This window comes from Nocardia sp. NPDC056000, assembly GCF_042269265.1.
Lineage (GTDB): Bacteria > Actinomycetota > Actinomycetes > Mycobacteriales > Mycobacteriaceae > Nocardia.
On the sequence record NZ_JBHJXS010000007.1, the window covers coordinates 101700 to 114427 of the forward strand.

At 63.1% G+C, this 12728-nt stretch carries 14 protein-coding genes; 9 read left to right on the forward strand and 5 right to left on the reverse strand.

Annotation, left to right across the window (positions count from 1 at the left end):
• Window positions 1–895 precede the first annotated feature (895 nt).
• Window positions 896–1705: a helix-turn-helix domain-containing protein gene (locus tag ACFC4D_RS21375; RefSeq protein WP_376065685.1), complete on the forward strand. Its 810-nt coding sequence runs from the start codon at window positions 896–898 to the stop codon at window positions 1703–1705.
• Between the two features lie 989 nt (window positions 1706–2694).
• Here the strand turns inward: ACFC4D_RS21375 and ACFC4D_RS21380 are convergent.
• On the reverse strand, window positions 2695–2856 hold the full coding sequence (locus ACFC4D_RS21380; RefSeq protein WP_376065687.1) for a hypothetical protein: 162 nt from the start codon (window positions 2854–2856) through the stop codon (window positions 2695–2697).
• 157 nt (window positions 2857–3013) lie between these two features.
• Between ACFC4D_RS21380 and ACFC4D_RS21385 the strand changes: the two genes are divergently transcribed.
• Window positions 3014–3880 (forward strand): alpha/beta hydrolase, encoded by an 867-nt coding sequence (locus ACFC4D_RS21385; RefSeq protein ID WP_376065689.1) that lies wholly within the window; start codon window positions 3014–3016, stop codon window positions 3878–3880.
• On the opposite strand, the gene ACFC4D_RS21390 is transcribed toward ACFC4D_RS21385, so the two are convergent.
• Entirely contained in the window at window positions 3881–4459 is a 579-nt protein-coding gene (locus ACFC4D_RS21390; RefSeq protein ID WP_376065693.1) for a GNAT family N-acetyltransferase, read from the reverse strand.
• Window positions 4460–4758: 299 nt separating this feature from the next.
• Here ACFC4D_RS21390 and ACFC4D_RS21395 point away from each other — a divergent pair, with 299 nt between their 5' ends.
• Window positions 4759–5298, forward strand: coding sequence for an NUDIX domain-containing protein (locus tag ACFC4D_RS21395; RefSeq protein ID WP_376065696.1), 540 nt, complete (start codon window positions 4759–4761; stop codon window positions 5296–5298).
• Here the strand turns inward: ACFC4D_RS21395 and ACFC4D_RS21400 are convergent.
• Window positions 5279–6841, reverse strand: coding sequence for a hypothetical protein (locus ACFC4D_RS21400; RefSeq protein ID WP_376065699.1), 1563 nt, complete (start codon window positions 6839–6841; stop codon window positions 5279–5281). The genes ACFC4D_RS21395 and ACFC4D_RS21400 overlap by 20 nt on opposite strands.
• A 198-nt stretch (window positions 6842–7039) precedes the next feature.
• Between ACFC4D_RS21400 and ACFC4D_RS21405 the strand changes: the two genes are divergently transcribed.
• The 5 genes from ACFC4D_RS21405 to ACFC4D_RS21425 all read left to right on the forward strand — a co-directional run bounded on the left by ACFC4D_RS21405 (window position 7040) and on the right by ACFC4D_RS21425 (window position 9577).
• The gene (locus ACFC4D_RS21405) at window positions 7040–7294 is read left to right on the forward strand and encodes a helix-turn-helix domain-containing protein (RefSeq protein ID WP_376065702.1); all 255 of its coding nucleotides are present in this window, start codon (window positions 7040–7042) and stop codon (window positions 7292–7294) included.
• The gene (locus tag ACFC4D_RS21410; RefSeq protein WP_375956520.1) at window positions 7294–7671 is read left to right on the forward strand and encodes a hypothetical protein; all 378 of its coding nucleotides are present in this window, start codon (window positions 7294–7296) and stop codon (window positions 7669–7671) included. The genes ACFC4D_RS21405 and ACFC4D_RS21410 overlap by 1 nt, the downstream gene beginning before the upstream one ends.
• 47 nt (window positions 7672–7718) lie before the next feature.
• A complete protein-coding gene (locus ACFC4D_RS21415) occupies window positions 7719–8471 on the forward strand; it encodes an SAM-dependent methyltransferase (RefSeq protein ID WP_376065705.1) in 753 nt (250 codons plus the stop codon).
• A 107-nt stretch (window positions 8472–8578) separates the two neighbouring features.
• Window positions 8579–8794, forward strand: coding sequence for a hypothetical protein (locus ACFC4D_RS21420; protein WP_376065707.1), 216 nt, complete (start codon window positions 8579–8581; stop codon window positions 8792–8794).
• A gap of 252 nt (window positions 8795–9046) precedes the next feature.
• Window positions 9047–9577, forward strand: a complete 531-nt coding sequence (locus tag ACFC4D_RS21425; RefSeq protein WP_376065710.1) for a DUF6879 family protein — start codon at window positions 9047–9049, stop codon at window positions 9575–9577.
• A gap of 989 nt (window positions 9578–10566) precedes the next feature.
• Here ACFC4D_RS21425 and ACFC4D_RS21430 read toward each other — a convergent pair.
• A complete protein-coding gene (locus tag ACFC4D_RS21430) occupies window positions 10567–10725 on the reverse strand; it encodes a hypothetical protein (protein ID WP_376065713.1) in 159 nt (52 codons plus the stop codon).
• Between the two features lie 168 nt (window positions 10726–10893).
• Between ACFC4D_RS21430 and ACFC4D_RS21435 the strand changes: the two genes are divergently transcribed.
• Window positions 10894–11070: a hypothetical protein gene (locus tag ACFC4D_RS21435; RefSeq protein ID WP_376065716.1), complete on the forward strand. Its 177-nt coding sequence runs from the start codon at window positions 10894–10896 to the stop codon at window positions 11068–11070.
• A gap of 309 nt (window positions 11071–11379) precedes the next feature.
• Here the strand turns inward: ACFC4D_RS21435 and ACFC4D_RS21440 are convergent, their stop codons facing one another.
• A complete protein-coding gene (locus ACFC4D_RS21440) occupies window positions 11380–11541 on the reverse strand; it encodes a hypothetical protein (RefSeq protein WP_376065719.1) in 162 nt (53 codons plus the stop codon).
• Window positions 11542–12728 lie beyond the last annotated feature (1187 nt).

Consider the following 12728-nt stretch of genomic DNA (forward strand, 5'->3'; position numbering starts at 1 on the left):
GGAGCGACCGGGGCGACAGTGCCGGGCTGAGCAGGGCTGGTGATGCCTGGTTGATCTGCGACTGGATCGGGCCCGGCGCCCGAGGCAATGCCCGGTGCTGACAGCAATATCGACATCGGTACCGCGCCCGTGACAATGACGCGTACACAGCGGGCGATCTGTGGTCGAGATGCCAATGGGGCAGGCCGCGCGTGGGATTCGCGTGGTGTACACATCGCGGACCACCTGGGACTTGCCACAGTCCTTTTGGGAATTTGCACCTTTAATAACCCTTCATCAGAAGAGAGCAGTCCTGTTCGCAGTAGTTAGCGTTCAGAACTCGAGAGCACAGGGCTCCTGGCTGCGGCGATGCAGCCTGGAGCCGCTGCGCCAAAGATCGGGACTTACAGGAACTGTCCCACCAGCGAGATGAGCTGGGTCACAATGCTGAGAGCATTCGAGGCGATCGCCGAACCGAAGTTCAGGTAGGACAGAATTTCCATCGGATCCACGAGATTCCCTTTCGTAACATTTCGCTTGCCCCACCATCACAACTACGAAAGCGACTGCACACCATAGGTTTCGGTGGCGACAGATTTGCCAGGCGATTTCATTTCCACTCACGCCATGGTGGATATCCAGCAATTTCCGCGTTCAAGGGGCAATAGAATCACCGCCCGTATTCGATGTGATTCCGGCTGGAAACATCAGGGATGTCCGCCCCGTGCAACGATCGCGAACATCCCGCAATCCGTCGGGTGCAATCGCGTTGCCGGGATGCTCTACCCCTGGTAGGAACGGTCACGACTCAAGGGGGAGTTGAGCATTCACCGCGGTTAGCCAGGCGGTCCACCACATCCACAGAACGGGGGGAGAGGGCATGAGTCCATCTTCGAGAAGGAACATCCGCAGACGATTGCCGATCATCGACGACAGCGAGGCGGACGATCTCCAGATGCCGAATCTCGGAGCCTGGCTTCGACGCATCCGAGTAGATCAGCGCCTGAGCCGAGCGCAGACCGCCCAACGTGTGGCGATCAGCGAAACCTACGTCAAGCAGATCGAAAACGGCTATCGCCCAACCCGGGAGGTTCTCGAATGCTTCATCAAAGCGTTCGAAATGAGCTACCCACAGGCTCGGCACACTCGAGAACTATGGGGACCACCGGCCTACCTCCCCCCGATCGACGAGCTGCGCTCACGGATCAACACACCGGGCCGCATCGAAGCCCTCGCACACATGGACAAGATCGGCATGCTCTGCGTGTACACCGATCCGCTTTGGAACGTGCTGTCCGCCAACGAATCCTTCTATAGCGCGCTGCCGGGTCTCGACACAGCAGGGAACAACATCGCCGTGTGGTTCTTCTGCATCCACAGAAACTCTCGACCAGCCATGAGCGTGACGCTCGAATGGGATCACGAAGCCCACTTCCATGTCGGGATGCTTCGCGGACCGTTCGGCCTCTACCGAACCAGTCCCCGGGCGCAGGAACTCTTCGATCACCTTCGGCAGGACCGCGACTTCCGTCGCTTCTGGAACAACGACATCCACGTCGCTTACGCTCGTCAACCCAACGAGTTCGCCCACCTCCGCGACCCGGCTACTGGCGAGCCGTACTCCATCTCCATCGACATCGCGGAATTCGCCGGCACTCGCGATATCCGTGTTTGCCAGGCGTTCAGGCAACCCCTCATCGGACCGGCCACACCGCTCAATGTGTAGGGCATCATATTCAATAGCTATCGACATGTCCGGAGCCGCAGTTGAGGCCCGCAAGGGATTGCGGTCAACGAGTACCACTGCGGTTAGCAAACTCTCGATCAGATGATCGATGGGCCACGATTCCGCTCGAACTCGATCAGCCCGCCGTAGGCCAGTGATTCGGTCAATGGCGGCGGGCTGCCATGGCGTCGCGCGAACGCCGGTCGATCAAACAACGTCGCCCTCGTGTACAGGCCCGCTTTCGATCCGACCGGCAACGGGAGAACGCCAGACGTGGAAGCCTGTTCGCCGCGCCCCATCCAATGCACACACAAACGTCTATCACATCAGCACATGCACTTCCCCGATCGCGATGTCCTCGTAATTCGCTGGTACGAAACGGATTTCAGCTCTCCGACGCAGAGAAACACGGCGTGCCCGTAGGTGCGAGAAGCTACGCCGCGCCTGTGTACGAAAGTTGAGATCCGACTCGACAGCCGCGCAGCAACGGTGTTCGATGGATCCACTAGCGCTCCACCGGGAACCAGCACAGACGCTCTTGCGCGGCCACCGTCACCATCGCAGCGCAACCGCGGCAGGACAGGATGCCACCGTGGGATACGACTTCAATTGCCCCACATGCCAACACGACGACCAGGTACAGCGAGTCCCTGCCATCCGAGCCACAGGAACCTCGACCTACTACGGAACCGACTATTACTCCGGTATCGGCATCAGCGCCGGCGGACTCATCCCGACCTTCGGCTCAGCCACCATCGAGCGAACCCGCTCCACCCGTCTAGCAGAGTCACTCACACCCGAGCCAGCACGGCAGCGCTCAGGAAGGCTGGTCGGCTTCGGCTTTCTGTTGTTGCTACCCGCACTCTTCGTCGCAGTGGCTTGCGTCGCCGGAGCCCTCGACCCCCGAACGAATCTTGCCTCGCCCTTGCTTTTCATCTTGTTTTCCATCGTTCTAACGACCACTCTCGCAACCCCCTCACTCTTGCTCTTCACAGTCGCAATCCGGCGAGACCTGCGATATTGGCGAATCCTGAAGGGCCGCCCAGCCGCTCGCCACGTCTGGACTGCAGGGTGCTACTGCCACCGCTGCGGGTTTTGCTTCTGGCCTTACCCGGTCGCTCCAGGAATTCCAGTGCGCCAACCTCTTTCACCCGACCAGTTCCGTTGGATCGTCTGGAATGCAGGCGGATACGCGAAGCGCTAACTGCTTGGTGCTATCTCGGCCGACAGAGCAGGTGACGAGCGCAGGCTGCAACGCGGGGCCCGGGATGCGGGACGGCCCTCCATCTTCTCCACCAATCTGATTGGGTGACCCTCGTGCCCACGAACAGCATTCGCCGGATCCGCACTCTCGACGGCCTCTATCTAGCGGCCACGCTTGTCACCGCCGAAGGCCCTACGGATCGAGCCGTCGTCCTGGTGCACGGCGGTGGTGTCACACGGGAGGAGGGCGGTTTCTTCACACGTCTTGCCGCGGGCCTCGCCGAAAGTGGCGTGGCATCCATGCGGTTCGACCTCCGCGGCCACGGAGGCAGCGAAGGCCACCAGGAAGAGCTGACCCTGTCGACCACCCTCAACGATATCCGTGTCACGCTGGCGGAGCTTCGTGAGGACACTGGCGCACGAGAGATCAGTCTCCTCGGTGCCAGCTTCGGAGGCGGAGTCTGCTCTTACTACGCGGCGAATCGGCCAGACGAGTTGGCAGGCTTGATACTGCTCAATCCGCAGTTCGACTACAAGAAGCGAACCATCGATTCCCGAGATTACTGGACGAACGACGTCATCAACGACGAACGCGCCAAGGAGCTCAATGACACTGGCGCCGTGCAGTTCACGCCCACGCTGAAGCATGGCCGCCCACTGCTCAATGAGGTGTTCTGGCTGAAGCCGAACGAGATCCTCGGCGACATCACAACCCCAACTCTGATCGTCCACGGCAGCGCAGACACCCTGGTACCGATCGCCGGTTCGCGCGCGGCAGTCGAACAGTTCACTGCACCAGTGGAATTGGTTGAAATCGAGGGCTCGCAACACGGCTTCGCAGTGCACGACGACCCGCAGTACCTGAACCCGAAGAGTCAGCGATACCAGGCCGAGGTGATTCGCATCGTCACCAGCTGGCTAACTGACAGATCTACCTCACGACGGGGACGCGAGCTCAACGATAGGTACTGATCATCGCAGTTCACGAATGAGCACATCGAAATTCGGGGCGTCGGGCCAGTGCGGGCGCAACGTGCCAACCTTGCCCCAGCCCCAACGCAGATAGCGGGCGTAGGCGCGATCATTCGCCGGGTCAACGAGCAAGGTTGCCCGCTGTTCCGGTCTGCCACCGAGCAGTTCGTCTTGCATCGCGCGCGCAAGCCCTCGCCCGGTGAACTCTGTGCACACCATGATCTCGCTCAATGCGAAAGTGCGATTTCCGGTTTCCTCGATGAACCCGTTGCGGTCGACCTTCGGATCGTCCAGCACCAGTGCCGGCCACCACGCTGTGTTAGGAAGCAATGGCCATCCCCAGGTTTGGCCAGCCGGCTTCCCGTCGACTCGGGCGAGGACGTACTCGAAATCGCCGGATCGTGCGGGGTCGGTGTAGGCGTCGAACCGGCCCATGAACTCGTCCGGCGCTTCGAATGGGTCGCCCGAAGCGATGGCCTCGACGTACGAGCGTTGGAAGACATCTCGGACGGTGTCGCGTATTTGTCGGGCCTCTGCGGCTGTGAGGTGCTGAAAGTCCAGTCTGGATATCGCGTTCATATGGTGAGTGCTTTCTGAGCGAGGTCGTATCTGCGGCGGAAGTCGCTGCCGATCGCGAGTTGGTCTGCGGCTAGCCGAATCGGTTCGAGAACAAGGAGAGTGCGCGCTGCGACAGGTTGGAAAATTCGGTGACGACCGGTAGAGCGTCGTTCAGCGCTTCATTCAGGTCGCCCATGCGGGCGCAGGCCGCAGCCGACCAGGCCAGGCGGCCTTGTAGACGTTGTGACGGATGTCGATGACGACGATCTCTCCGACCGTAGTGACAGTTCGATCGAGGCCAACCGCGTACTGTCGAACCGGTGAGGCCAACTCAGTGGACGATCCTCGATGAACAAGTGGTCGACGAGAACCGTCACATTCGCTTGTCGACCGTCGACATCAAACTTCCCGATGGCGTCCAGTTCACACAGTATGTTGCCCGAATGCCCCGGTGCGCAATGACATTGGTGCTGAACGACCGCCGCGAGCTGCTTCTGATGTACCGGCATCGGTTCATCATTGATCGATGGGTATGGGAGCTTCCGGGCGGCTACGTAGACCATGCGGAAGATGTTGCAGCGGCCGCAGCGCGTGAAGTCGAGGAAGAGACGGGCTGGCGCCCACGGAACATGACGCACCTGGTGACCTATCAGCCGGCGATTGGCACCCTTGACCATCCGCAAGAGGTGTACCTCGCGCGCGGGGCGGATCTCACGAACACAACGCCCGATATCAATGAAGCCGAAGACATCCGATGGATCGGCCTCGACGAGGCGGTCACCATGATAGACCGGGGCGAAATTGTCGGCGCTGCAACAGTTGTCGCTGTGTACCGCGCTCTCAGTCTGACCGATTCGTGAGTTCGAGAACCTGCTGACGGAAGTCCGCGACCTCGCCGATCGAGCCGTATGGCCCGAGTCGATAGCGAAGGTCACGCAGATACGACAGACTACGGCGCGATGCGAGATCGGTGGCGATGGTAAGCGCTTCATGTCCGATCGTCACGGCCTCTCTTGGGTCGGTCGGTACCAGCGCCGAGGCGAACAGCGCGAGGTTGAACGCCCGTCCACGTTTGTACCCCTGCGACATCTTGAGGGCCTGTTCGGCGAATTGCGCCGTGCGCCTGTCGTCGCCCAGCTCTCGGAAACAATGCGCGATTTTCGCGGACAAGTAAGCCTCGTCAAAGTAGACGAGCCAGTCTGGCCGGTGGGTGCGGTCCGCACGGTCAAAAGCGCGTTCAGCGGCGGTAAGCGCGGCCAGGCACGCTGAGCGATCCTCACGCGCAGCGTGCCCGTGCGCCTCGACCATGTGGCATTCAGATTCGAGTGCGGCGAGTCCTGTTCCGCGGGTCGCTATCTGGGCCGCTCTGGCGAGGTCGACAGCGTCGCCCGGACGACCGACGTAAGTCGCTTGATGGCTCATTGCAGCCATGATTTCGGCACCGAGGCTGGTATCGCCAGCGCCACGAGCGAGTCGCAACGCTTGGATGAGATAGCGCTGGGCGAGGCCGTGGTCCTCTTTGTCGTACGCCGCCCAACCTGCCAGTCGGGCAAGCTCAGCGGTTGAGCCGAAGAGTTGACGCCCTATGTTCTCGGTGAAGCTGCCACGCAGCAACGGCGAGACTGAGCTGTGCAGGTACTGGACGATCGTAAGGCGCACTTTGCCTCCCCCGACTTTGTTGTCTAGGTCGCGGAATGCGGTCGCCATGGTCTGAACGGCGTCGACGTCGGTCTGACCTACTCGCCGTGAGGATCTGTTCGATACAGGGTGCTCTGGACCTGGCAGAGTGAGCCAGCGCATTGACGCCGCCGGATAGACCGCAACAGCGTACGAGGTGTCCTGTAGAAACCGTCGGTGTTCAACATCGCTGCGCCACAGTGCGGTTGCTGCGTCCACAGCATCGGAAAGGTTGAGCGCGAATTCGAGGCCGAGATCGGCTGTCGCCTCCGGACTGACACGCAAACCGCACATCGCCGGGGTGATCTTGCGACCCAGCAATTCAGTGAGGACCTCGGCAATCAGATCGGGTATCGGCGCTTGCGGCTGTTCACCGGCAAGCCATCGCCCCACTGAACTGTGGTCGTATCGAAGTTCCAGACCGCGGCTGCGGCCTCGGTCAATCACACGACGCGCCAGCGGTTTTCGAACGCCACCCGCCTCCTCGACCAGCTCCTCGAGCTGACGATTCGGCTGCTTCGGTCGACGTCCCATAACGGGAGTGTGGCACCAGAGAGAGTGACTGGCTATAAATCGACGATTGTGCACGCCCCTTCTGCACACACCTGCCCGGCGCACACATCTTTCCGCACCTGCGCCGATGTCGTGGACTTGCAAGTCAGTACCCGGCATCAGGCCGACCACCATATCCTTGGTGCCGGGTGCCCCCAGCCGTTCCAGGGACACGGAGCACACCCGACATGACAATCATCCTCATAATCTGCGTCGCCACGCTAGTAGGCATTGTCGCGACGACCCTAGGCCCCTTCGTCCGAGCACCTCGTCCACCAGACGCCGTGCCCTTCGCTGCTATCGAGGCACGCGTCGCGCGCGAAACAGGCCATACAGCAGGGTATTTCGATAGGCCGGGCGGAGGCGACGGCAATGGCTCTCAGTGAGTACGAGGCCAAGATCCTCGGCGCGATGGTGTCCTGGTCTCCCACGAAATCAGCGACCATCCGCGAACTCAGCCGTAGCACCGGGGTGCCCGAGGGATCGGTCCGGAGAGTCGTGAGGCGATTCGCACGCAACGGGTTTGCGCACGGGACCGTCCAGAGCCCGTCCCGGTGGCGACCCACCTCCCGGGGCCGGATGGCAATCGCGCGCCGGGCCTATCGCGAGTATGTGGTGGGTCCGTAATGACGATGCGCGCTATCGGCTATCTCGATCGCACGGTGTCGCTGCTTCGGACCGAGCACGACGAGTGCGAAATCCGCATTGCCGCCCAGCTTTTGGGTCGCGAACTCATCGCGCTCATCTACGCGCATGAGGACGCCTATCCGTCCGAGCGGCTGCTCGAGTACGTGACGTTCGAGGCCGCGCAATCGATCATCGTTCCGAGCCTGGCGCATCTGAGCGAGGACGATATCGCCGAGCTCTACAGCAGTACCGACGTGTACTGCCTCGCCGAATCCCGGCTGTACACGATCTATTGCGCGGACGAGGCCGAGCCCGAGGGCACTCTGCGCATCGCGCCCATGTGGACACCGAACGAGTTCGGGAAGGCTCGGCGGTGAGCGCGCGGAAGGTGCGCGCTCACTCGCACCAGTTCTGGACCGGGTGCATGACCCCCGAATCCACGCGTGTGCGCGACTACCTCCTCGGCGGCAAAGACAACTACATCTCCGATCGCGAAGCAGGGGCCAGGCTCTCGAATCTGTTCCCTGCCATGCAACAGCATGCGCGGGCGGCGAAGTGGTTCCATCACTGGGCCTGCACGTACCTTGCGAAACAGGGTGCGGCGCAGTTCCTCGACATCGGTGCCGGATTCCCCTCCCCCACCGACACCCACCTTGCGGTCCGTGGCATAAACCCCGATGCCGCAGTGCTGTACGTCGACGCTGATCGATTCGTGGCCGCACACCGCCGCGCATTGTCCTGCGACGAGCACACCAGGGCAGTGGAAGCAGACCTGGCTGCTACCGGCGCGTTGATCAACCGGGTGCGAGAGAGCGACTTCCTTGATTTCCAGGAGCCGATAGTCCTGTCGATCGGCGGGTGGGTCCTCGAGCAACTCCCGGAGGCCGCGGCTGCGGTTCGAGAGTTGTCAGCGGCCATCGTGCCCGGGTCATGGCTGGTGATCAGCCATCTCGTCTCCGATCCCGACGAACAGCTCGCAGAACATATCGGCGCGGAATGTCGATTGTGGATGCCGGAGTTCCGGCCACGCTCGGTCGGCGAGATCGAGACGATAGTCGCGGAGTACACGCTCCTCGACCCCGGGATCACTGCGCCGCAAGGGTGGGCGGAGAACGTGTCGGACTACCCGGAGACGTTGTGCCGCAGTGCGATAGGACGACTCGGAATGTCGCCTTAGGCGCGGGTCGGCGCACGCCGATCTGACGGACGCCCCCGAAATCCCGGTGCCCAGTCGGGGGCGCCCCTTGGTTGGGGCACATCTCTTGGAATCGAGGAATCCACAGTATGTTCGGCCACAATTCGAGTCTCGTCCGGGACCTCCGATACCTGTCGTGGCTTCTCACCGGCATCGGCGCCGTCGTCCTGGTCGCTCTGCTCGCCGACGCCTGGCCCAGCATTCATGGGGACGAGAAGTCCGGGATGATCACCCTGTCCCTCGTGTGCCTGGGCCTCGGTAGCCTGGCCGAGACGCTCGCCCATTACATCCTCTCCCACAAGTAATCAACGGACAATCGGTGCAATCAGTCCGCGAATCGCGGACGTCCGTACAGGTGCGCGATAGCGTTACCCGCTATCGAGGCACCGATGAAAACCGTTGCGGCGCTGGTCATCACCGGTCTGCCTGCCACCTGTGCGCCAGCCGAAGAGGATAGTTTCTCCCCACCACTAATGCGCTAGCTGGTCGATATCACGCAGGCGGGCCCTACCGGGTCACGGAGAGCGCGGTCCATTTCCTACCGAAGGACGAGATACATGGAGTTATTGACCGACGAGCAGTGGTCGGCGCTATACGCGTCGTGCACCGCATCGACGCTGCACTTGGAGCTTCGTGATGTCTATGCCGTACCTGACGAGGCAGAGCGCATTTCGGGATGGCGGTACGGCACGCTCGATGAGGCCGAGGACCGGGAATGGTGGGCGCCGTGGCTGTCAATGACGCGCGAAATGACAAGGCGCGGTGTGGATATGCGCCGTGCCCGTGTCGTGTCCGAACCGGTCTCGGAGTACATCCACTACGAGTGGGAGACCACACGGAATCCCGAAGGCGGCGAGCAAGTGCGCCGGCTGCCGCGGCACCGCACCACGACATTGGCTCTCTCACCCGTCGACTTCTGGCTATTCGATGACCGGCTGGTGGTGTTCAACCACTTCGACGGTGACGGCCGATGGTTCGGAAACGAGCAAACCCGTGCGCCCGACGTAATCGTCAGATGCCGTGATGCGTTCGAGTCGGTATGGCGGTTGGGAACTCCGCATGGTGAATACCGGCCCGCCCTGAAGTGAGCAGTACGCGCTCAGCGTTCCCAGGCCGACAGCAGCCGGGTGGCAGGTCCTTCGAGCACGGTTCCGTTCGGGCCGAATCGCGAGCCGTGTAGCGGGCAGTCCCATGATTCACAGCGGACGCGGTGCAGACGAAGAAGGTCGACCGGCGTCGCGGGTCCCCAGCGGGTACTCGTAGCCGCCTGGAGACGGCCCGTGGGTTCAGTGACAAGTGGTTCGCGCTGAGCATCGCTTCGGCGGGAACAGCACGGTTTCCCGCGCGTTGCCAGCAGGGGTTGCGGGACCGGCTTGGAAGATTCGAATCCACGCCGTTCGAGACGTTCGTGCCCTCGGTCACGGGTACGTCATGGGTTGGCCTCGATCGAGTACCAACCGGTTGGATGAGCGGGCAGGCTGGTGTGTGCTGGGAATGTCGGCGCAGCACGCGACCCGGGTGTCCGAGCCGATACGAGGGTCGCGCCCCGCACGCCCTCACCGGACGCGCGGGGCGAGGCCCTTGTCCACTCGACCCGGATGGCCCTTCGATGACACAGACCGCCCGCACCACTCCCCCGGCCCCACGCCGGTGGCGGGCGGTGCGCGCGCGGATCCGCGCGCTGTGGACAGCACCGGACGACCTCGACCGCTGGAACCTCGACCGCGCCGGACGTCCGGCGCGCCATCACCACCTTCACCTGCCCTACCGTTGAGGCCGGCCATGCGCGTCGCTCCGAGGCCACCGAGTTGATCTGGACTGCCAGTTCCCGGACTTCATTCCCGCCACCGGGTAACCCGTGTAAAACCCGCTGCGCCGATGCCCGCCGCCCTGCAGAAGTTGGTTAGCGTGGTCGAAGCGCCGGTGATGGATCGCTGTCGGCGCCGTCGGGACAGAGACCGTGGGTGCCGATGCGATGTCTTGCCCGCCCATCCTGCCTGGACGCACCCCGTTCCCGGGGCGGGCAACGCCCACACCCGGTGCGCGGCAGCAGAACTGGTATCAGCAAGTGCGGGTGTCAGTCGGTGCGGCGATGCCTGCCGGGGGTGGCGGGCAGCACGAGCGCGGGCAGTTCGAGGGTGGGGTCCTCGATCGTCGCGCGCAGGCGAGCGCAAAACGCCTCGACCGATCCGTAGCGAGACTGGACCTCGCGCAACAGGTCTCGAACATCGGCCATCGTGCCCCCTCGTATCGCTGCCGCCCGGCCCTGTACCCCTCGAACGGTCCCGGTGCGTGGTCACCGATGTGCGGGACCGTCGATCACTGTAGCCAGCGGATCGCCACGGTCCGGGCAAATGACCAAAAGGCCGGGAATCGGTGTCTGATCGGTGGCAATATCACGGTGGTGAGCTCCCCCGGCAACCCGCCAGACACCGCGATAGAGATCCAGACGCGGGAGCGCACGTTCCACCTGCACCATCATCCCGGGGTCCTGTGTGCGGTGGTCCTGCGCGAGATCGACGCGGCGCTGGCCGTTTTCACCGCGCAGCATCCGATCGATCTGGACGCGCTCGATCTCTGAAACCCGCCCCCCGCGGCCTGCGGCGCGGAACTGCCACGCCCGGTTCGGCGCTCTACTACCATGGCTTGCAAAGGATTTCGCCTTGCAGGACCAGGGGGTGGCGTGGCCGAGTTATCGAAAATCGTCCAGCCGGCACTGAGCGAACTCGAGCGCCTCACCGCGGCGATGCCGGTCGCTGACCGCCGACGGCTGCGATCGCGTCTGGACGCGATCGAACGGGTGCTGCGTGAGCTGGGATCGGTCCCACGGACCTATGAGAGGAACTGAGCACGCGAAGTCGGCACCCCGGCCATAGTCCGCCCGGTGAGCTCACCGGTCCCGCTCGTACGGTCCTGTCGCGGCGGGTAGTTCGGTGGTCGGATAGTCCAGCAGCAGGTACAGCTGGGCGCAGAACGCGTCGATGCTCCCGTAGCGGGCCAGCACGTGACCGGCGAGTCGACGCAGGTTCGCGATGCTGCGTGAATCCTGCACGGTGTGTCCCCTTTCCGCGACAGCTACGCCACACCACGGCAGGTTGGGGGTCCCGCTCGCCGGGCTAACCCAGGGCCCGGCGAGCGGGAATCTCTCTCCGAGGCACCGGGAAAGCCACACGCTGTTGCCGGAGCCACCGCAGAGACTACCGCCACCCACCGCACAGTGATAGCCGTTTCAAATAACTGATTGCGAGTGCCTACAGCTCACGTCCGCGTGAGCGAAAGCCGCGCCAGCGCTGGGCGATACGAGCCTGCCCGCTCCAGGATCGGCTCCTGGCGGGAGGTTGGGTGACTCCCGCCAGGCACCGCGTATCCAGTGAAGCTCCACCCCGCCGATACCGGAATTCGAGGGCCGCTTGGGCGTCACGACCACTCCCACCCCAGCTCGCGCCGATCGGGCAGATACTCCCATGCGGGGGTTATCCACGACTGACCGCGATCAAACAACAATCAGCAATGTCGTCGCAAATGTCCGTTCAATGCCGTTGCCTGGCATAGGAACCGAGAGAACCCGCGCCGTCATCTTGCATAGCTATCACCGAGGAACCCGGGGACGAATCTGCCTGAGAACTGAACTGTCCGTGGCTAGTACCGAGAAGTCCCATTCTCACTAGCAACCGCAGTGGGTTCGCGCGAACCGGCGCGCGTGCCTCGGCGGCCTGCCCGACCGCCTCGTGTCGGTTGTCCTCGACCGCGACCCGTTCCAGCAGTGGGGCTTCGCGGTCGAGCAGGCATGCGCTCTTGTCCTGGATCCACAGGCGAGAACATGTCGCCGTGCAGGTCGTTCATCGCGTCGAGCACCTGCCCCAACTCCTGGATCAGGCTCAGCTCCGGTAGTCCGGAGGTGACTGAGTCGGGTTGTCCGCCGCTCCAGAACCCCCCGATTATCTCCCAGGAAGTGTGGCACGCCGCTCGTACAACACCGCGCGCACCATGACCTCCTGCGCCGTGTTCAGCAGCCCCCGGGCCGCTTCCACCATTGCTCCGCCGCATGCCGCGGTCGTTGACCGTCGAAACGAGGGAGGCGGCGTAGTCAGCAACCGCGCTCATCTGCTCCGAGAGCGTCAGCCGCGCCAGCGCGCCGGCGCTGTAGGAGTACCGGTCCTCGTCGGGACCCGCTGCGGAAATAGCCATAGGTTTGGACGCCTGGTATGAGGTACGCCCGCCCCTCCGGCGAAGTCGAGA